Annotated in this window: 18 protein-coding genes; 5 read left to right on the top strand and 13 right to left on the bottom strand. The window is 72.7% G+C overall.

Features of this window, described 5'->3' with window-relative positions; all coding sequences use genetic code 11:
- Position 1: 1 nt before the first annotated feature.
- Positions 2–109, bottom strand: a complete 108-nt coding sequence (mftA, locus tag FHU40_RS29465) for a mycofactocin precursor MftA (protein WP_252274969.1) — start codon at positions 107–109, stop codon at positions 2–4.
- Positions 110–202: 93 nt separating this feature from the next.
- Here mftA and mftR point away from each other — a divergent pair, with 93 nt between their 5' ends.
- Entirely contained in the window at positions 203–802 is a 600-nt protein-coding gene (gene mftR, locus FHU40_RS10955; RefSeq protein WP_252274967.1) for a mycofactocin system transcriptional regulator, read from the top strand.
- Here the strand turns inward: mftR and FHU40_RS10950 are convergent.
- A complete protein-coding gene (locus FHU40_RS10950; protein WP_183592382.1) occupies positions 773–1,348 on the bottom strand; it encodes a TetR/AcrR family transcriptional regulator in 576 nt (191 codons plus the stop codon). The genes mftR and FHU40_RS10950 overlap by 30 nt on opposite strands.
- 66 nt (positions 1,349–1,414) lie before the next feature.
- Here FHU40_RS10950 and FHU40_RS10945 point away from each other — a divergent pair, with 66 nt between their 5' ends.
- The gene (locus FHU40_RS10945) at positions 1,415–2,587 is read left to right on the top strand and encodes an acyl-CoA dehydrogenase family protein (protein ID WP_183592381.1); all 1,173 of its coding nucleotides are present in this window, start codon (positions 1,415–1,417) and stop codon (positions 2,585–2,587) included.
- A gap of 10 nt (positions 2,588–2,597) precedes the next feature.
- Here the strand turns inward: FHU40_RS10945 and FHU40_RS10940 are convergent, their stop codons facing one another.
- Positions 2,598–3,368 carry an IclR family transcriptional regulator gene (locus FHU40_RS10940; protein WP_183592380.1) on the bottom strand — a complete coding sequence of 257 codons (771 nt, stop codon included), beginning with the start codon at positions 3,366–3,368 and terminating at the stop codon, positions 2,598–2,600.
- Between the two features lie 69 nt (positions 3,369–3,437).
- On the opposite strand from FHU40_RS10940, the gene FHU40_RS10935 reads away from it, so the two are divergent.
- Genes FHU40_RS10935 through dmpG form a run of 3 tightly spaced genes read left to right on the top strand, consistent with a single transcriptional unit; the run spans position 3,438 to position 6,201 of the window.
- On the top strand, positions 3,438–4,250 hold the full coding sequence (locus tag FHU40_RS10935) for a 2-keto-4-pentenoate hydratase (protein WP_183592379.1): 813 nt from the start codon (positions 3,438–3,440) through the stop codon (positions 4,248–4,250).
- Positions 4,247–5,203 carry an acetaldehyde dehydrogenase (acetylating) gene (locus tag FHU40_RS10930; protein ID WP_183592378.1) on the top strand — a complete coding sequence of 319 codons (957 nt, stop codon included), beginning with the start codon at positions 4,247–4,249 and terminating at the stop codon, positions 5,201–5,203. Before FHU40_RS10935 ends, FHU40_RS10930 begins: the two co-directional genes overlap by 4 nt.
- The gene (gene dmpG / locus FHU40_RS10925) at positions 5,200–6,201 is read left to right on the top strand and encodes a 4-hydroxy-2-oxovalerate aldolase (RefSeq protein WP_183592377.1); all 1,002 of its coding nucleotides are present in this window, start codon (positions 5,200–5,202) and stop codon (positions 6,199–6,201) included. The genes FHU40_RS10930 and dmpG overlap by 4 nt, the downstream gene beginning before the upstream one ends.
- Before the next feature lie 68 nt (positions 6,202–6,269).
- Here dmpG and FHU40_RS10920 read toward each other — a convergent pair whose 3' ends face one another.
- The 10 genes from FHU40_RS10920 to FHU40_RS10875 all read right to left on the bottom strand — a co-directional run bounded on the left by FHU40_RS10920 (position 6,270) and on the right by FHU40_RS10875 (position 18,502).
- Positions 6,270–6,416, bottom strand: coding sequence for a DUF1059 domain-containing protein (locus tag FHU40_RS10920; RefSeq protein WP_183592376.1), 147 nt, complete (start codon positions 6,414–6,416; stop codon positions 6,270–6,272).
- A 145-nt stretch (positions 6,417–6,561) separates the two neighbouring features.
- Positions 6,562–7,650 (bottom strand): ABC transporter permease, encoded by a 1,089-nt coding sequence (locus FHU40_RS10915; RefSeq protein WP_183592375.1) that lies wholly within the window; start codon positions 7,648–7,650, stop codon positions 6,562–6,564.
- Entirely contained in the window at positions 7,647–9,182 is a 1,536-nt protein-coding gene (locus FHU40_RS10910) for a sugar ABC transporter ATP-binding protein (protein WP_183592374.1), read from the bottom strand. The genes FHU40_RS10915 and FHU40_RS10910 overlap by 4 nt, the downstream gene beginning before the upstream one ends.
- A 67-nt stretch (positions 9,183–9,249) precedes the next feature.
- Complete coding sequence (locus tag FHU40_RS10905) at positions 9,250–10,326, bottom strand: sugar ABC transporter substrate-binding protein (protein WP_183592373.1); 1,077 nt, start codon at positions 10,324–10,326, stop codon at positions 9,250–9,252.
- A 77-nt stretch (positions 10,327–10,403) separates the two neighbouring features.
- On the bottom strand, positions 10,404–11,243 hold the full coding sequence (locus FHU40_RS10900; RefSeq protein WP_183592372.1) for a DODA-type extradiol aromatic ring-opening family dioxygenase: 840 nt from the start codon (positions 11,241–11,243) through the stop codon (positions 10,404–10,406).
- A complete protein-coding gene (locus FHU40_RS10895; RefSeq protein WP_183592371.1) occupies positions 11,240–12,220 on the bottom strand; it encodes a DODA-type extradiol aromatic ring-opening family dioxygenase in 981 nt (326 codons plus the stop codon). Before FHU40_RS10895 ends, FHU40_RS10900 begins: the two co-directional genes overlap by 4 nt.
- Positions 12,221–12,335: 115 nt before the next feature.
- Positions 12,336–13,100, bottom strand: a complete 765-nt coding sequence (locus FHU40_RS10890; protein ID WP_183592370.1) for an IclR family transcriptional regulator — start codon at positions 13,098–13,100, stop codon at positions 12,336–12,338.
- A gap of 87 nt (positions 13,101–13,187) precedes the next feature.
- Positions 13,188–15,281: a hydantoinase/oxoprolinase family protein gene (locus FHU40_RS29460; protein ID WP_183592369.1), complete on the bottom strand. Its 2,094-nt coding sequence runs from the start codon at positions 15,279–15,281 to the stop codon at positions 13,188–13,190.
- Complete coding sequence (locus FHU40_RS10880; RefSeq protein WP_183592368.1) at positions 15,278–17,050, bottom strand: hydantoinase B/oxoprolinase family protein; 1,773 nt, start codon at positions 17,048–17,050, stop codon at positions 15,278–15,280. The genes FHU40_RS29460 and FHU40_RS10880 overlap by 4 nt, the downstream gene beginning before the upstream one ends.
- A gap of 27 nt (positions 17,051–17,077) precedes the next feature.
- The gene (locus FHU40_RS10875; RefSeq protein ID WP_183592367.1) at positions 17,078–18,502 is read right to left on the bottom strand and encodes a M24 family metallopeptidase; all 1,425 of its coding nucleotides are present in this window, start codon (positions 18,500–18,502) and stop codon (positions 17,078–17,080) included.
- Positions 18,503–18,534: the final 32 nt, after the last annotated feature.

Here is an 18,534-nt window from a genome sequence, read left to right as displayed (position 1 = left end):
CTCAGTAGACGCCGCACATGCCGTCGATCGAGACCTCCTCGATCAGGTCCTCGCTGGTCAGGGTGGCGGTGACGTCCTGCTCGATGTTCTCGGTCTGCTCCGGGTTCACGGCGGCCTCCTCGGGCGTGGATGAGTGGTGCGGGACACAATAAGTGCACTCATGGCATAAATGGAAGACCCCCGCTCGCCCTACGATCTCCCCGTGCCGCCGCCGACCACCCGCCGCTCCCTCGTGGGCCGACCCGAGGCGACCTCGCACGCCGCGATCGAGCAGGCGGCGTTCGCACTGTTCGCCGAGCGCGGCTTCGACGGCACCACGCTCGACGACATCGCGGCGTCGGTCGGGGTCAGCCGGCGCACGCTGTTCCGCTACTACCGCTCGAAGAACGACATCCCGTGGGGTCAGTTCGCCCGCACCCTCGACAGCTTCCGGCAGATCCTGCGCGAGCTGCCGCAGGAGCAGCCGGTGGCCGAGGTGGTGCAGCAGGGGATGCTGGCCTTCAACGAGTTCGACGAGGACGCCGACCCGCCGCACCGCGAGCGGATGCGACTCCTCCTCGAGACGCCCGCGCTCCAGGCCCACTCGGTGCTGCGCTACGCCGAGTGGCGCGCCGTCATCGCGGAGTACGTCGCGGAGCGCCGCGGCCTCGCGCCCACCGACGCCGTCCCCGAGACGGTGAGCCAGGTCTGCCTGGCGCTGGCCCTCTCGGCGTACGTGCTCTGGCTGCGCGAGCCCGGACCCACCCTCGACGAGCGCCTGCGACAGGCGCTGTCAGACCTGCGCGCCTACCTGGGCGAGTGACAGCCCGTTCATGACCAGGTCGGCGAGCCGGCGGTACGCCGCGGCGTCGTCGAGCCCGGTCGCCGCGCCGATCGCACCGCTCTCGATGCCGGCCATCACCTGCGCCACCGCCGCCCCGACGAACGTCGCGTCGACCTGGCGCAGCGCCCCCGCCCCGACGCCGGCGACGACCAGGTTCTGCACCCGCCGGGCGGCGAGGCGGGTGTTGTCGACGTAGATCTCGGCCGCCGGCGGGTAGGCCACCAGGTCCGCGTGGAAGCGCGGGCTCGCCGGGCTGAGCTCCGCCGCGACCGCGGTCAGATAGACGGCGATCCGGGCGCCCGGGTCGGGCTCCCGCGCGACCTGAGCCTCGATCCGCTCGGCCGCGCGCCGGAAGAAGCCGCGCACGGCGGCGAGCACGATCTGCTCCTTGCTGCCGGCGACGAGGTAGAGCGTCGAGCGCGAGCAGCGGAGCCGGGTCGCGAGGTCGCCGACGCCGAAGTCGAGGAAGCCCTCGGCGAGGAACAGCTCGATCAGCTCGTCGAGCAGCTCGTCGCGACGGGACACGTGATGAAGGCTATCAGTACCAGAACGGGTACTGTAGTACTGTTCCCGTTCCCCGAGGAGTCCCCGATGCCCGCTTCCCGCCTGCTGCCCTCCGCCGAGGCCGTCGACCTGATCGCGCTGGTGCGCGACCTCGCCACCCACGAGCTCGCCCCGCTGGTCGCGACGGCCGAGCGCGACGAGGAGTTCCCCCGCGAGGTCTTCCGGCTGCTCGGCCGGGCCGGCCTGCTCGGCCTGCCGTACCCGGAGGAGCAGGGCGGCGGCGGGCTTCCGTACGAGGTCTACCTCCAGGTGCTCGAGGAGATCGGCGCAGTCTGGTCGAGCGTCGGCGTCGGCACGTCCGTGCACGTGCTGAGCTGCTTCGGCCTCGCGACCGCGGGCACCGAGGAGCAGCGGCAGCGCTGGCTGCCCGACATGCTCGGCGGCGACCTGCTCGGCGCGTACTGCCTCTCCGAGCCGCACGCCGGCTCCGACCCGGCCGCGATGACGACCCGCGCGCGGCGTACCGGCGACGACTACGTGATCACCGGCGCCAAGGCCTGGACCACCCATGGCGGGCAGGCCGACTTCTACACGGTGATGGCCCGCACCGGCGACGGCCGCAACGACATCTCCTGCTTCCTGGTGCCCGCGGACGCCGAGGGCCTGGTCGCCGACCCGCCCGAGCAGAAGATGGGGCTGACCGGCTCGACGACGGCCACGATGCGCTTCGACGGCGTCCGCGTGTCTGCGGAGCGGCGACTCGGCGCCGAGGGCGACGGCCTCAAGATCGCGCTGGCGGGCCTCGACGCCGGACGGCTCGGCATCGCGGCGGTCGCGACCGGGCTCGCCCAGGGCGCGCTCGACCAGGCGGTGGCGTACGCCAAGAGCCGCGAGACCTTCGGCGCCCGGATCATCGACCACCAGGGGCTGAGCTTCCTGCTCGCCGACATGGAGGCGGGCATCCAGAGCGCCCGGGCGATGCTGCTGCACGCCGCCCGACTCAAGGACCAGGGCCTGCCGTACGCCCGCGAAGCGTCGATCGCCAAGCTGGTCGCAACGGACACGGCGATGAAGGTGACCACCGACGCCGTCCAGGTGCTCGGCGGCTACGGCTACACCCGCGACTTCCCGGTCGAGCGCTACATGCGCGAGGCCAAGGTGATGCAGATCTTCGAGGGCACCAACCAGATCCAGCGGCTGGTCATCGGCCGCTCGCTGGACCGCGGCGGCGCCGGCCGGCTGGTCCACGTGGAGTCGTGACACCGCACGGTCAGTGCAGTGAGCGGCGGCGCGCGACCAGAGTGCCCAACCCCTGCGCCGCGGCCCGTACGGCGTCCACGTGCTGCTCGGGCCGGAACCGCCCGACCGGTCCGGTCACGCTGATCGCCGCGATCGGCCGGTCGTCGGCGTCCAGGACCGGGGCGGCCACGCACTGGAGGCCGAGCGCCGACTCCTCGCGCTCGAAGGCGACCCCGGCCTCGATCGCGGCGTCGAGCTGCTGAGCGACCCGCCCGGGGGCCACGATCGTGTGCGGCGTACGCCGCTCCAGCGGTCCGGTCAGGACGTCGCGGCGCAGGTCGTCGTCGGCCCACGCGAGCAGGACCTTGCCGATCGCCGTGCAGTGCAACGGCATCCGGCCGCCGGTCCGCGACGGGCTGGCCGCCTGGCCGCGCCCGGCGATCTTGGCGACGTAGACGACCTCGCGCCCCTCGCGGACGCCCAGGTGCACCGTCTCGTGGGTGCGCTCGTAGAGGTCCTGGAGGTAGGGCATCGCCAGCTCCAGCAGGCTGCGCTCGACCGAGGCGCGCATGCCGAGCTCGAAGAGCCCGCCGCTGAGCCGGTAGCCGAGCGCCGTCCGGTCGAGCAGGCGGTAGCGGACCAGGTCGCCGGCGATCCGGTACACGCTGGTCTTCGGGAGCCCGGTGCGCTCGACCAGTGCGGCCAGGGAGAGCTCGTGGTCGTCGACGGTGAAGGCGTGCAGCACCGCGACGGCCTTGCCCAGCACCGAGCCGAGATCGGGGTCCGTGGGTGTTGTCGCCATCGCCAGGAGCGTACCGGTGAGTGGAACGATCCCCTCGGTGAACGCCGGCCCGGCAGCGACAGTGGGGTCATGAGTGAGACCATCTCGAGCGCGACGGCCGTCCAGGAGGCGGCCGACCGACTGTGGGCCGCGGACCGCAGCGGCGTCCCGTGCCCGCCCGTGCGGGACCTGATCGGCCGCGACGACCTGCCCGCGGCGTACGCCGTCCAGCAGCGGCTCACCGACCGGCGGGTTGCCGCGGGCGCCCGGGTCGTGGGCCGCAAGATCGGGCTGACCTCCCCCGCTGTGCAGGAGCAGCTCGGGGTGGACCAGCCGGACTTCGGCGTGCTCTTCGACGACATGGCGCACGCCGACGGCGACGCCGTCCCCTTCGGCGCGGTGCTGCAGCCGCGGGTGGAGGCCGAGATCGCGTTCGTGCTCGAGCACGACCTGGTCGAGGGCCCGCTCGACGCGGCGCAGGTGCGCGCGGCCGTCGACTACGCGGTGGCCGCCCTGGAGATCTGCGGCAGCCGGGTCGCGGGCTGGGACATCAGCCTCGGCGACACCGTCGCCGACAACGCGTCGGCCGGCGCGTACGTGCTGGGCTCGCAGCGGCGCACCCTGGCCGACCTCGAGCCCCGCGACGTGACGATGTCGATGGGCATCGACGGCCAGGTGGTCTCCACCGGCGACGGCGCTGCCTGCCTGGGCGACCCGCTGGAGGCGGTGGCCTGGCTCGCGCGGACCGCGCGGGAGTTCGGGGAGCCGCTGCGCGCCGGCCAGGTCGTGCTGTCGGGTGCCCTCGGCCCGATGTGGCCGGTCACGCCGGGTGCGTCGGTCCGCGCCGACATCTCGGGGCTCGGCAGTGTCTCGATTCGATTCAGCAGGGAGGACGAGCGATGAGTGGGAAGACAAAGGTCGCGATCATCGGGTCGGGCAACATCGGCACCGACCTGATGATCAAGGTGCTGCGCACCAGCAAGCACCTCGAGATGGGCGCCATGGTCGGCATCGACCCCGCCTCCGACGGGCTGGCCCGCGCCCAGCGGCTCGGCGTGCCGACGACGGCCGAGGGGGTCGAGGGGCTGGTCGGGCTACCCGGCTTCGAGGACATCGAGATCGTCTTCGACGCCACCAGCGCGAAGGCCCACGAGTCCAACGCCGCCCGGCTCCAGCCGCTGGGCAAGCGGATGATCGACCTGACGCCGGCGGCGATCGGGCCGTACGTCGTGCCGGCGGTCAACCTCGACGCGCACCTGGACGCCACGAACGTGAACATGGTGACCTGCGGCGGCCAGGCGACGATCCCGATCGTCGCGGCGGTCTCGCGGGTGGTCCCAGTCGCCTACGCCGAGATCGTCGCGTCGATCGCCTCGAAGTCGGCCGGTCCGGGCACCCGGGCGAACATCGACGAGTTCACCGAGACCACCTCGGCGGCCATCGTCTCCGTCGGCGGCGCGACCGCGGGCAAGGCGATCATCATCCTCAACCCGGCCGAGCCGCCGCTGATCATGCGCGACACGGTCTTCTGCCTGGTCGACGCGCCCGACCCGGCGACGCACGAGCTGATCCGGCAGAGCATCGAGAAGATGGTCGGCGACGTCGCGGCCTACGTGCCGGGCTACCGGCTCAAGCAGCAGGTGCAGATCACCGAGATCCCCGCCGACCAGCCGGTGCACACGCTGGTCCCCGACGGCCTGCCGCGACCGACCCACCAGGTGTCGGTGTTCCTCGAGGTCGAGGGCGCCGCGCACTACCTGCCGGCCTACGCCGGCAACCTCGACATCATGACCTCGGCCGGCCTGCAGGTCGCCCAGGAGATTGCTCAGCGCCTCGCCGGAAGGGACCAGGCATGACCGACATCTTCGTCCAGGACGTCACGCTGCGCGACGGCATGCACGCCGTACGGCATCGGATCGAGCCCGACGACGTACGCCGCATCGTCGCTGCCCTCGACTCCGCCGGCGTCGACGCCATCGAGGTCGCCCACGGCGACGGGCTGGCCGGCTCGTCGGTCAACTACGGCCCCGGCTCGCACACCGACTGGGCCTGGATCGAGGCGGCCGCCGAGTCGATCACCCAGGCCCGGCTGACCACGCTGCTGCTGCCGGGCGTCGGGACCATCCACGAGCTGAGGACCGCCTGGGACCTCGGCGTCCGGTCGGTCCGGGTCGCGACGCACTGCACCGAGGCGGACATCTCCGCCCAGCACATCGCCGCCGCGCGCGAGATCGGCATGGACGTCTCCGGCTTCCTGATGCTCTCCCACATGGCGCCGCCCGACGAGCTCGCCCGGCAGGCCAAGCTGATGGAGTCCTACGGCGCCCACTGCGTCTACGTCACCGACTCCGGCGGTCGGCTCACCATGAACGACGTGCGGGACCGGGTGCGGGCCTACCGCGACGTCCTCGACGCCGGCACCGAGATCGGCATCCACGCCCACGAGAACCTCTCCCTCTCGGTCGCCAACTCCGTGGTCGCCGTCGAGGAGGGCACCTACCGCGTCGACGCGTCGCTGGCCGGCCACGGCGCGGGTGCCGGCAACTGCCCGATCGAGGCGTTCGTGGCGGTCGCGAACCTGTCGGGCTTCGAGCACCGCTGCGACCTCTTCGCGCTGCAGGACGCCGCCGACGACCTGGTCCGGCCGCTCCAGGACCGCCCGGTGCGGGTGGACCGCGAGACGCTGACGCTCGGGTACGCCGGCGTCTACTCCAGCTTCCTGCGGCACGCCGAGAACGCCGCCGCCCGCTACGGCGTCGACGTGCGGGACATCCTCACCGAGTGCGGCAAGCGGCGACTGGTCGGCGGCCAGGAGGACATGATCATCGACATCGCCCTCGACCTGGCCGGCTGAGCCTGACCCCGACCGTCCCGTCGGCCCGGCCCAGCCGGGCTGGGGCCGACGGTCGTTCCGACCGTCGGTCAGGTCGCGATGAACAGGATCTCGTCGCGCCCGTAGGACATCCCCGGGTGCGCCTCGGCGAGGTGCTGCTGGGTCAGTTCGACGAGCTGGTCCTCGTCCTCGCCCTTGATCACCTCGCCGCACGGGCAGGTCAGTCGCGTCTTCATGCGGACAGCCTAGAACGGAACCTAGAACGCGTTCTCACAGGCAGCCGACGCAAATGCCGGACCGGCCGCGGCTCCCGAGAGCGCGCGACCGGTCGGAGGGTGCAAGGGACCGTCCGGGTCACTAGGCCGTGTTGATCAAGACGGCCTAGCCGGAAGTGTCGGCGCGAGCGCGGCCGCCGGAGCGGGCGAGCGCACCCGGGAGCCGGAACTCCAGGGACCGCCAGCCGTCGCGCTGGATCTTGTCGGCGACGGCCGCCGAGGCCAGGATGCAGCCGCTGAGGATCTGCTGCCAGAAGCTCTGCACCCCCGACACGGCGAGCCCGTTGCTCAGCACGCCGAGGAAGACCACGCCCACGGCGGTGCCGCCGACGCCGCCGGAGCCGCCGCGCAGGCTGGTGCCGCCGAGGAGGACCGCGGCCGCCGCGTCGAACATGATCGTCTCGCCGACCAGGGGGCTCGCCGCGCCCAGGCGGGCGACCTGGATGACGCCGCCGAGCGCGGCCGCGCCGCCGGCGATCGCGTAGACGATGACCGTGGTCCGCGAGACCCGGATGCCGGCGAGCCGCGCCGCCTTGGCGTTGCCGCCGACGGCGTACACGTCCCTGCCGAAGTAGGTGAAGCGCAGGACGTACCACGCGATCAGGAGCGTGACGACCATCAGGATCAGCGTGATCGGGATGCCTGCCACCTTGCCGAAGGCGAGGTTGTCCAGCAGCTCGGAGGTCACAGGCTGGGTCTTGGTGTCGGACGCGAGGTTCACCAGGCCGCGGAAGAGCGTGAGCGTGCCGAGGGTGACGACCATGAAGGACGCCTGCATCCGGCCGATCAGGAAGCCGTTGACGCCACCGCCCAGCAGCGCGCCGAAGAGGATGGTCAGCACGATCACCATGACCATCGGCAGGTCGAAAGAGGTGAACAGCCACCCGAGGGCGATGCCCGACAGGGCCAGGTTGGAGCCGACCGAGAGGTCGAAGCCGCCGAGCAGCAGCACGAACGTCAGGCCCAGGGCGAGCACCCACAGGATCGTGATGCTGCTGAGCAGCGTCTGCAGGTTGGCGGTGGTCAGGAAGTTAGGCTGCAGGCTGGCGAAGATCACCACCATCACCGCGATGCCGGCGACGTTCACCGCGGCGCGGTTGCTGAGCAGCGTGCGCCACAGCGGCGCCGAGCGCCGGTCGTCGACGGCGGGCTGGGGCGCCCTCTCGGGCGCGGGCGCGGTCGTGGATTCGTTCATGACTCTTCTCCGGATGCGAGATGGGACAGGCGGGTCTCGGTGACCTCGGTACGTCGCGCCTGCGCCACGACCTGGCCGTCGAAGATCACGACGAAGCGGTCGCAGAGCACCAACATCTCCTCGAGGTCGGAGGAGGTGACGAGGATGCCGAGACCGGCGTCGCGGGCCTGGTGCAGGATGCGGTGGATCTCGGCCTTGGCGCCGACGTCGACCCCGCGCGTCGGCTCCTCGAGCACCAGCACCTTCGGCCGGACGCCGAGGCACCGGGCCAGCAGCACCTTCTGCTGATTACCGCCGCTGAGCGAGCCGACCGGTGCCGACAGCGACGACGCCACCAGGTTCATCGACGCCGCCGCGGCGCGGCCGGCCTCGGCCTCGGCGTTGCGCCGGATCCGGCGCCACCGGCTGTGCCGGGCGGGGCCGCCGAGGTTGAGGTTGTCCAGGATGCTCATCTCGAGGGCGAGGCCCTCGTCGCCGCGGTCCCCGGGCACGAAGCTCAGGCCGCGGCGCCCCGCCTCGAGCGGGGAGGCGGGCACCGAGTCCCGGCCGCCGAGGTCGACGGTCCCGGACGCACCCGGCTCCAGGCCGGCCAGCGCGCGGACCGCCTCGCTGCACCCGGACCCGGCGAGGCCGAAGAGGCCGACGACCTCACCCTCGTTGACCTCGAAAGAGACCTCGCGCAGCGCCCCGGGGACGCTGAGCCCGCGGACCTCGAGGATCCCCTCGGTGGACTCGACCTCCAGGGCCGGCGGGGTGTAGTGCTCGGGCTCGTAGCCGAGCATGTCGGAGACCAGGAGCTGCCGGGTGTACGCCGCGCGGGGGCGGGCCGCGACGGTCCGGCCGTTACGCAGCACGGTGATCTGATCGGCGAGGCCGAGCAGCTCGTCGAGCCGGTGGGAGACGAAGACGACGGCGGTGCCCTGGTCGCGCAGCCGCCGGAGCACGGTGAACAGCGGCTCGACCGCCTCGTCGGTCAACGCGCTGGTCGGCTCGTCGAGGATCAGCACGGGGGCGCCCTGGACCAGGGCGCGGGCGATCTCGACGAGCTGCCGCTGGTCGAGGCGCAGCTGCGAGAGGGGAGTGCGCGGGTCGATGTCGACGCCGAGCTGCCGGATCGCCTCGCGCGCGTCGGCGTACGTGCTGCGCCAGTCGATGCCCCAGGGGCGGCGCCGCTTCGAGTGGCCCAGGTGGATGTTCTCGCCGACGCTGAGGTCGGGAGCCAGGCTGAGCTCCTGGGTGACGATCGCGACGCGCTGGGCGAGCTCCGCCTGGGCGGCGGCCGGGGTCAGGGTCGCCGAGCCGAGGACGACCTCGCCGCCGTCGGCCCGAAACTGCCCGGACAGGATGTTGAGCAGTGTCGACTTGCCCGACCCGTTCTCGCCGATGAGCGCATGGATCTCGCCCCGGCGCAGGTCGAGGCTGCCGTCCCGGAGGGCGTGCACGCCCCCGAATCGTTTGCGCAGTCCGTGGAGCGAGATGAGGTCGTCCCCGCGTCGCTCCTCGGTGCCAGGGCTGGCGATCGCAGTCTCCATGGCGGTCTCCTGTCGGCGTTGTACGGCGGGGCCGGGCGCGGTGGTCGCTCCCGGCCCCGTCGGTCATCTAGCGGTTGCGCATCTCCTCGAGCTGCTCCTCGAACGGAATCGCGTCGTCGATGTTGTCGGCGGTCACCAGCGCCATCCCGGTCGGGTAGACCGTGATCGGCAGCTTCTCGTCGGGCTTCTGGGCGGCGACGTAGGCACCCGCGGTCAGCTGGTCGGCCCAGTCGGCCAACGGCCACTGCATGGTCGCGAACAGCCGGCCGCTCCGGATCGCCTCGAAGGCGTCGCTCGCGCCGTTGGTGCCGATGGTGGTCAGCTGCAGCCCGGCCTCGCGCCCGGCGAGCGAGGCGCCGATGGCGGTGGCGTCGCTGTAGGCGAGCACGCCCTTCAGGTCGGGGTGCTGCGCGGTCGCGCCGGCGACGGCCTCGGAGCCGCCCGCCACGTCGTCGGTCTGGTTCTGCACCGTGTCTACGACGTCGAGCCCGAACTCCTCGGCCCACGAGGCCTGCGCCTCGGTCACCGCGGTGATGAACGGGACGGGCACGACGAAGCCGGCCACGACGACCTTGCCGCCCGGCTGCTGCCGAGCCATCTCCCGCGCGGTCATGAAGCCGATGTAGTCGGTGCCGAGCGTGATCTGGCTGGTGAAGCCGCCCAGGTCGGTCGCGGCGATGTCGGAGTTCGCCTCGACGGCGACGACGGGGATGCCCGCCGCGGTGGCGCGCTTGACGACCGGGCCGAGGGCGCCCGCGTCGAGCGGCCAGACGATGATGGCGTCGACCTTGCGGTCGATCAGCTGCTGCATCTGAGTGACCTGCTCGTCGGGCTTCGCCCCGGCGTCGAGCGTGACCAGGCTGCCGCCGCGCTGCTCGGTGGCGATCTCGATCGCCTCGCCCAGCGACGAGAGCGACTCGACGGCGCCGTTCGGGTTGAGCCAGCCGATGGTGAGGTCCTCGTCCTCCGGCTCGGGGTAGCTGGTGGGCAGCTCGTCGAGGCTGCCGGAGTACTCGGTGTCCGTGGACAGCGCGTCCCCGGCCGGCGCACCGCCGGCGGCCGAGCTGTCGTCGCTGTCGCCGCAGCCGGCGGCCAGCGCCGTGACCAACAGGGCGGCGGCGGCCGCACGAAGAATCCTTCTCATCTTGTCCTCACTTCGGCTGGTACTTCTGGTGGACGAAAGGCCCCGAGCGGCCGGGTGGAGGTCGGGTCGACGGGTCGTCAACCGGGCCAGTGGACGACGGCACCGCCGGTGCCCCACAGCGCGGCGTACTCGAGCACGTCGGCCGCGCCGACCAGCTGGCCACTGCCCTGGAGGAACGCCAGCGCGCGCAGCTGGCTGTCGGCCTGCGCCTCGCGGGCGTACTGCTCGCGCAGCTGCAGCACCTGGTCGACGTCGCCGTCGGCGAGCAGGCCGAGGATGCGGCGGTCCCACTCCTCGTACGTCGGCTCCTCGACCCGGTCCTCCTCCGGCTCGATCCAGCGCTGGGTGAGCGCACTGGACAGGCCGGTGACCGCGACCAGGCCGACCCGCCGCCCGACCGACTCGGCGGCCCGCACCACGGCACGGCCCAGCGTCGCGATGTCCTCGACGCCCGCGTAGAGGTTGCACGACACCTGCGCGATCGAGAGCCCGCCCTGCGGGTCGAGCAGCCGGTTGGCGAGGATCACGCCGGTGTCGACCGGGAAGTGCTCGTAGCGAGTCCGACGCGCCTCCAGGCCGGCGCTCTCGATCTCGGTGGCCCACTGCTCGGCCAGCGCGACGTCGGTGTGCAGGTCGTAGTGCATCGTGCCGTAGTCGAAGTCGTACCAGTTCTCGTCGACCCGGGTGCCGGTGAGGCGCTCGTCGACCTGCACCTGGTGGCCGAGGACGGTGAACCACTGCGTCGAGATCACCACGAGGGTCTCGGCGCCGGCGCCACGCAGCCGCTCCCCGGCCGCCCGGGCGCCGTCGGCCAGGCCCGCCCAGGCCGGGGCCGGCCGCTCGGCGAGCAGCTGGGGCATCCCGGGCACGAGCACCGCGCCCGCGAACGAGGGGGACGTCTCGGTCCTGCTGCTCATCGTGCACCCTTCTCGAGGTCCCACAGGCACACGGCGTTGCCGGTGCCGATCACGGTTCCGTAGGCCAGCACCTCGCCGATGCCCTCCGGCCACCCGAGGGCGGAGAGCATCCAGGTCAGGCTGCCGGCCTTGGTCTCCGACTCGGTCTCGTCGATGTGCTCCGGAATCAGGTCGCGAAGCTCGCGGGTCCGGCCCTGCCGGATCAGCTCGAGGAACCGCATGTCCCAGCGGTACTGGTGGTGGTTGTAGGCGTGCTCGTAGGTCATGTCCTCGGGCAGCCCCTGCTCCCGGTCCCAGTGCAGGTGCGACAGCGAGTTGGACCCGGCGACCAGCGCGCGGCGGCCCAGCGACTCGATGGCCTTGCGGGTCGACTCCCCGAGCACGTGCATCTGGTCCAGCGAGGACGTCGAGTAGAAGTACGGGTTGTTGTTGGCCGACAGCGAGACCACCGGGATGTCCCAGTCGGGGTTGAGCAGGTGCAGCGCGGTGATGGTCGCGTAGTCGACGCGCACCCCGTCGTTGCGCATCTTGCGCGTCACCAGGCCGTCGTCGTGGGCCTGGTCGGCGATCGCCTCGGCGAGCTCGACGTCGGTGTGGAAGGCGTACTCGTAGCGCAGCAGGTGGGGGAAGATCGGCTCGACCGAGAAGCCCCGGGGGTTCGGAACGCAGTTCACGTGGTGCCCGACCATCGTGATCCAGTGCGGGGCGTGGAGCACGATCACGTCCACGTCCATCGCCCGGATCCGCTGCCGCAGGTCCTCGTAGGCCCAGCGCAGGACCTCCCAGCCGCCCTCGGAGCGGGGCTCGTTCTGCGGCGGGTTCTCGGCGTAGAGCAGGTGCGGCGGGTGCGGCGCCAGGACGCCGGCCACGATGCCCGGGAGGCGGGGCGCGTCGCCCTGAGCGTCCGGCGAGTGAGCGGACTGCCCCCGGCGCTGCCAGGTGCGGTCTCCGACCGGGACTCGAAAGACGTTCGACATGGCCGGGACCGTATGCAGTCCCGATCACCGGCAGATCAGGGTCGTCCGGCAGAGCCGGACGCCTTCTCGGCCGCCTGCCCGGCCGCCTGCCCGGTCACCGGCCCGGGGGACCGGCTCAGCGGCTGCGGGCGGCCAGCCGCTGCGAGGTCTCGTGGCAGGCCGCCCGGAGCGTCTCGCCGAGCGCGGCCACCCGGCTGGGGGTGACCGCCTGCCGCGACATCGACACCGACAACGCGCCCACGGTGGCCCCGTCGGGGTCGCGCAGCGGCGCCGCGACCGTGCGCAGCATCGTGCCCGACCGGTCCATCGCCACGTAGCCGCGGCTGCGCGCCTCCGACAGCGCCCGGAGCAACTGGTCGTAGGCCGCCGGGTCCTGGACGCCGGGCGCGCCCAGGTCGCCGGAGGCGCGGATGACGATGTCGCGGATGTCGAGCGCCTCGAACTGCGAGAGGGCCGCGCGCCCCTCGGCGCACTCGTGGGCCGGGATCCGGCTGCCCACCCGGTTGGAGGCCCGGATCCGCGGGTCGCCGATGTGGTGAAGGAACACCATCCACCCCTTGTGCACGTACTGGCTCAGGTCCACGTGCGCGCCCGCGGAGCGCGCCAGCGTGTGCATCGCCGGCGTCGCGGCCTCCACGAGCCCGGTGCGCTCGAAGACCTGGGCGCCCAGCCAGGCGGTGGCCGGCCCGAGCCGGTAGCCGCCCTCGGGGAGGGCCTCCAGCAGCCGCACCTCGACCAGGGTCGTGCACAGCGCGTGACAGGTGCTGCGCGGGATGCCGGTGCGCGCCGAGATCTGGCGCACCGTCATCGCGCCGGTGTGCGGCTCGAACGAGCGCAGCACCCGGGCGGCCTTGACGACCGACTCCACCAACTCGGCCATGTGGCCCCCCTCTTGCGCCGCTCAACGGCCGGAGCCCTGAGCATGCGGCGAAACGTAGCACCGGGTCCCCGGCGGCCGGCGCCTCGGTCAGGTCGCGATGCGGCGCAGGATCTCCTCGGCGCGCTCGCGCAGGTACAGGACGAAGGAGCCGGCGGCGTCGACGAGCACGTCGTACTCGTCGAGCACCACGATCGTGGTCGTCCCGAGCTCGATGATCGCCGGGCCCTGGACCGCGCCCCCGGAGCCCATCGTGAGCCCGTCGTAGACGCGGGCCTCGACCATCTCCCGGCGCAGCGGCGACCAGATGTCCCGGACGCCGGTGACGACCGGCTCGCCGGCCGCGTCGGCGGCCCGGGCCACGGACTGGCCGGGAGCGGCGGCGCCGACCGCGGTCAGTCGCACGTTGATCACCTCGATCGGCATGTCCGCAGACCGGTAGCCGAAGAGCGAGTCGTGCAGGTCGTGGAACGCCGCCGCGATCCGCTCGCGGTCGGGCCCGTCCAGCACGTCGGCCCCAAGCGGCAGGTTGATCTCGAACCACTGCCCGGCGTAGCGGACGTCGAGGGTCGGCTGGTAGCTCACGGCGGCCTCGTCGACGCCCTCGGCGCGCAGCGTCGCCAGCCCCTGGGCGGCCATCGCCCGCCATGCCTCGCGCAGCTCGGCGGGGTCCAGGTCGCCCAGCCGGGCCTTCATGCTGCGCACGTAGTCGTGCTTGAAGTCGCACACGAGCATGCCGGCGGCGCAGAAGATCGACGACTCCCGGGGCGTCACGAGCACGGGGATCTCCAGCTCCCGGGCGATCGCGGCGGCGTGGACCGGGCCGGCGCCGCCGGCGACGACGATCGGGAAGTCCCGGGGGTCGAGGCCGCGGCGCACCGTGATCTCGCGTACGCCGGCCGCCATGCCGACGTTGACCAGGTCGTAGATCCCGGCGGCGGCCTCGATCACGCTCAGGCCGAGCGGCTTCGCCACCTCCCGCTCGATCGCGGCCTTGGCGGCCTCGACGTCGAGCCGCATCCCCCCGCCGAAGCTGTCCGGGTCGAGGTAGCCGAGCACGACGTCGGCGTCGGTGGTCGTCGGCAGGTCCCCACCCCGGCCGTAGCAGGCCGGCCCGGGCACCGCGCCCGCGCTCTGGGGCCCGACCCGGAGCATGCCGCCCTCATCGACCCCCGCGATGCTGCCGCCGCCCGCGCCGATGGTGTGGATGTCGACCATCGGCAGCGCGATCCGCCAGCGGTCGATGACGCCGTCGGTCATCACCAGCGGCCGCCCGTCCTTGACGACGGCCGCGTCGAAGCTGGTCCCGCCCATGTCCACGGTCAGGCACCGGTCCCACCCGTGCGGGGCGACCTCGAGCAGCCCGGCGGTCGGACCGGACGCCGGCCCCGAGAGCAGGGAGAGCGCGGCCCGGCGGGCGAGCTCGTCCGGCGTGGCCACGCCGCCGTTGGACTGCATGATCAGCAGGTGACCCGCGAAGCCGCTCTCCTCCAGGGTGCTGGTCAGCACGGCCAGGTAGCTGCTGATGATCGGGCCCGCGTAGGAGTTGAGCACCGCGGTGCTGGTCCGGTCGTAGTAGCGGGCCTGGGCGATCAGGTCGCTCGAGGTCGTCAGGTAGACGCCGGGCAGCTCGTCACGGAGCACCTCGGCGGCCGCGCGCTCGTGGGCGCCGTCGGCGTGGGAGTGCATGAAGCAGATGGCGACCGACTCCACGCCCTGCTCGCGGAAGAGCGCGGCGGCGCGGCGTACGTCGTCGAGGTCGACGGGCTCGACCTCGGCGCCGGTGCCGTCGAGCCGGCCGCGCACCGGCCGTCGCAGCCGCCGCGGGACAAGCGGGACCGGCTGCGGCAGGCGGTTGTCGTAGGCCTCCTCGCGGGTGCCGTCGCGCATCGCGAGGCTGTCGCGGAAGCCCTCGGTCGCGAGCAGGCCGGTGACCGGCCCGCGCCGGGTCAGCAGGGCGTTCGTGGTCACGGTGGTGCCGTGGACGATGGTGCCCACGCCGGCGAGGAACTCCTGGACGGAGACCTGCCGGACCTCCGCGATCTCGGCGAGGCCCTTGGTCACCGCGCGGGCCGGGTCCGCGGGGATCGAGCTGGTCTTGTGGATCTGCCGCGACCCGTCGGGATCGACGACCAGGAAGTCGGTGAAGGTGCCGCCGACGTCGATTCCGATGCGGATGCTCACTGTGCTGCTCCTTCGCGGGCGAGACCGCGCAGCCGCGTGGTCGCCTCGTGGTCGAGGGTCAGGTCGTCGCGGACGGCGACGCCGTAGTGGTCGCGGGCGTTCTCGATGCTCAGCAGCTCGTCGAGCACGTCGGCGTGGACCAGCTCCGCCGGCCGCCGGCGCGGGTCGCCGTACCCGCCGCCGCCCCAGCTCTGGGCGGTGACCAGGCTGCCGGGCGGCAGCTCCACCATGTCCTTGGAGCCCCACTCGAGCACGGTGCCGTCGGGGTAGTCGACCCGCATCCGGTTGAGGCCGGCGTCGTGCCCGCCGAAGAGACCGCGCGGCGGGGTGGCCCCCTCCGACTCCATGCCCTCGCCGTTGGTGACGCCCACCTCGTCGCGGCCCAGGCAGCGCCACGACGACCGGGTGCCGAGGCCGCCTCGCCACTCCCCCGCGCCCGCGGAGTCGGGCAGGTACTCGTGGTACTCGAGGAAGTGGGGCGAGGAGAGCTCGAACATCTCCGGGTCCGGGGCCCGCATCTGGCCGGCGGTGCCGGTGAAGCCGAGCGCGTCCCAGCCGTCGTGCCCGCGCATCGCGCCCGCGCCGTTGCGCTGGAAGACGGTCAGCGTCACGAACTGCTCGCCGGTGCGCTCGTCGACGCCGTGCAGGATGCCCGAGAGGAACTTCGTCCAGCCCGCGGTGACCCGGTCGGGCAGCGCGTCGGCGAGGGCCGACATGATCGCCTCGAAGATGTCGTCGCACATCTGGTTGCCGTAGATCGTGGCCGCGGGGAACCGCGGGTTGAGCAGCGAGCCCTCGCGGAAGACGGTCCGCACCGCGCCGAAGAGCCCCTGGTTCGTGGGTACGACGATGCCGCCCGCGGCGATCAGCATCAGGAACGCGATGCGCACCGCGCCCGCGGCCGACGCCGGCGGCATGTTGGTGAAGCCGGGGGCCTGGTCGTCGGTCTCGGAGAAGTCGAAGGTGATCTCGTCGCCCTCGATCCGGATCTCGCAGGCGATCCGGTAGCGCTTGGTCTTGTCGAGGCCGTCGGAGACCATCTCGCTCTCGCCGCGGTAGACGCCGTCGGGCCAGCGCTCGATCTCGGCGCGCACCTGCCGCTCCGATGCCTGGAGCACGTAGTCCATGTGGGCGTCGAACGACGCCACGCCGTAGCGGTCGAGCACCTCGGTCAGCCGGCGCCGGCCGACCACGCAGGACCCGATCATCGACTTCACGTCCTCCATGACGAAGTCGAGCCGGATGTTCGCCGCGATCAGGTCCCAGACGTCCTTGCGGAACCGGCCCGACTCGTAGACCTTCACGGGCGGGATCCGCAGCGCCTCCTGCCAGACCTCGCGCGCCTGCGGGTCGTAGCCGCCGGCGGTCATCCCACCGATGTCGGCGAGGTGGCCCTTGCTGGCGGCCCAGGCGACGAGCTCGTCCCCGTGGAAGATCGGGACGTAGACCCCGGTGTCGGCGTTCTGGTTGCCGCCGGTGAAGACGTCGTTGTGCACGATGACGTCGCCCTCGGCGATGTCGTCGCCGAAGTAGTCGATGATGTACTCCAGCGGCGGCTGGGCACCGAACGCGATGATGGCGGCGAACTCCGCCTGCCCGAGCGTGCGGCCGTGCCGGTCGAAGAGCACCGTGACCAGGTCGCCGATCTCGTTGAAGATCGGCGACCGCGACGAGCGCATCAGCAGCGTCGCCATCTCCTTGGTGATGGCGTCCACGCGGCGCTGCAGCACTGACGCGAGGATCGGGTCGACCGGGCCGGTCTGGGTCATGGGTGTCTCCTGGTCATCTCGCGCCGGTCAGACGCGGTAGAGCTGGACGGGGTGCTGGGAGAGGGAGCGGCACACGCCCTCGCTGATCACCAGCGAGTCGGCCATGTAGCCCATGGTCTGGTGCGGCTCGTCCCACGGCGTCGGATGGATCGCGAGGACCATGCCGTCGGCGGCCGCGGTGATGGCACCGGCGTCGCCGCCGTCCTGGACGACGTCCAGGCCCACCCACGGCTCCTCGAGCACGTCGAGGCCCATGCCATGCCCGGACCAGTACGACGTCTTGGTGCCCTCGGCCTCGATGGCCGCGAGCAGCGCGCGCTGCACGTCGCCCATCGCGGCACCGGGGCGCAGCGCGCCGGTCGCCGCGGCGATGCCGCCCGACACGGCGCGGGCCATCCGCTCCACGGGCTCGCGGGGCGGCGCGAACGTCACCATGCGGGCGAACTCGACCCAGTAGCCGGAGGGGCCGACGAGCTCGTAGGAGAAGCACAGCAGGTCGGTGGGCCGCAGCTCCCGGTCACGGGGGACGCCGAACGTCGGCACCGCACCCGTGGGCTCGGGGTCGACGTACATCGTCAGGAACAGCGGGTCCTCGCCCCCGAGCAGGGCGGCGACGCCGTACATCTCGGCCGCGAGGGCGCGCTCGGTCATGCCCGGCCGCGCGATCTCGAGCAGCCGGTCGAAGCAGCGGTCGAGGATGTAGGCGCCCTCCTTGACGGCCTCGAGCTCGGCCGGGCTCTTGGTCGCGCGCACCCGCTCGAAGAGCAGCGAGGCGTCGACGAGTTCGCGGCCGGGCAGTGCGGCCCGCAGCTGGAGGTAGTCCTCGACCTTCATCACCTGGCCCATGCCGACGATGCCGATGCGGGCGACCTGCCGGCGGTCGGCCAGCAGCTTCGCGAGCCCCTCGCCCAGGTTGTAGGGGTACTCGTAGTCGTCGACCCAGGCGGTCGCCGGCCGGCGGCCCGAGACGAGGTTCTGCGGGAGCACCATCACCGGCGCCTCGTCGGCGAACATCACGGCGTACCCGTAGCGGTGCGCGAGGTTGTAGTCCGCGAGGTAGCGCAGGCTGCCCTTGTGCCCGCGGTAGTCGGCGCCGGCGAACACGAGGGCGTCGTAGCTCTCCTCGGCCATCGCTCGGTGCAGCGCGGTCCAGCGCCGGTCCCGCTCGGCGAAGGAGCCGGTGCCGGTGACGCTGTGGGGCCGGCAGGCCCGCGGGTGCGTGGTGGCCTCGCGCGCGCACGGGCTGCAGGCGACCTCGGCCGCGGTGGGCCCAGCGGGCGTGGCGGTGGCGGCGGGCGGGGCGGGCACGGGGACTGCGGGCCGGGGCGTGACCCGCGGCGACGGCGTCCGCGCCGGTGCGGCCGGTACGCCGTGGGGGGCCGGCCGGACCGACCCGGTCCAGCCGCGGTCGGCGCCGTCGCCCCCGTGAGGGACCCGGAAGACTCGTGTCATGGCGGCAACCTAGGCGCTCACCGACCCGCGCC

Origin of the sequence: Nocardioides soli (assembly GCF_014191495.1) — a bacterium.
Classification (GTDB): Bacteria; Actinomycetota; Actinomycetes; order Propionibacteriales; family Nocardioidaceae; genus Nocardioides; species Nocardioides soli.
This window is presented reverse-complemented; position numbering and strand designations above follow the sequence as displayed.

Bases quoted from the DNA above. Each gene is read 5' to 3' on its own strand.
- FHU40_RS10875 (WP_183592367.1), bottom strand. From the start codon at position 18,502: ATGACACGAGTCTTCCGGGTCCCTCACGGGGGCGACGGCGCCGACCGC.
- dmpG (WP_183592377.1), top strand. From the start codon at position 5,200: ATGACCGACATCTTCGTCCAGGACGTCACGCTGCGCGACGGCATGCAC.
- FHU40_RS10945 (WP_183592381.1), top strand. From the start codon at position 1,415: ATGCCCGCTTCCCGCCTGCTGCCCTCCGCCGAGGCCGTCGACCTGATC.
- FHU40_RS10940 (WP_183592380.1), bottom strand. From the start codon at position 3,368: ATGGCGACAACACCCACGGACCCCGATCTCGGCTCGGTGCTGGGCAAG.
- FHU40_RS10915 (WP_183592375.1), bottom strand. From the start codon at position 7,650: ATGAACGAATCCACGACCGCGCCCGCGCCCGAGAGGGCGCCCCAGCCC.
- FHU40_RS10905 (WP_183592373.1), bottom strand. From the start codon at position 10,326: ATGAGAAGGATTCTTCGTGCGGCCGCCGCCGCCCTGTTGGTCACGGCG.
- FHU40_RS10900 (WP_183592372.1), bottom strand. From the start codon at position 11,243: ATGAGCAGCAGGACCGAGACGTCCCCCTCGTTCGCGGGCGCGGTGCTC.
- FHU40_RS10880 (WP_183592368.1), bottom strand. From the start codon at position 17,050: ATGACCCAGACCGGCCCGGTCGACCCGATCCTCGCGTCAGTGCTGCAG.
- FHU40_RS10890 (WP_183592370.1), bottom strand. From the start codon at position 13,100: ATGGCCGAGTTGGTGGAGTCGGTCGTCAAGGCCGCCCGGGTGCTGCGC.
- FHU40_RS10895 (WP_183592371.1), bottom strand. From the start codon at position 12,220: ATGTCGAACGTCTTTCGAGTCCCGGTCGGAGACCGCACCTGGCAGCGC.
- FHU40_RS10910 (WP_183592374.1), bottom strand. From the start codon at position 9,182: ATGGAGACTGCGATCGCCAGCCCTGGCACCGAGGAGCGACGCGGGGAC.
- FHU40_RS10930 (WP_183592378.1), top strand. From the start codon at position 4,247: ATGAGTGGGAAGACAAAGGTCGCGATCATCGGGTCGGGCAACATCGGC.
- FHU40_RS10920 (WP_183592376.1), bottom strand. From the start codon at position 6,416: ATGAAGACGCGACTGACCTGCCCGTGCGGCGAGGTGATCAAGGGCGAG.
- FHU40_RS10935 (WP_183592379.1), top strand. From the start codon at position 3,438: ATGAGTGAGACCATCTCGAGCGCGACGGCCGTCCAGGAGGCGGCCGAC.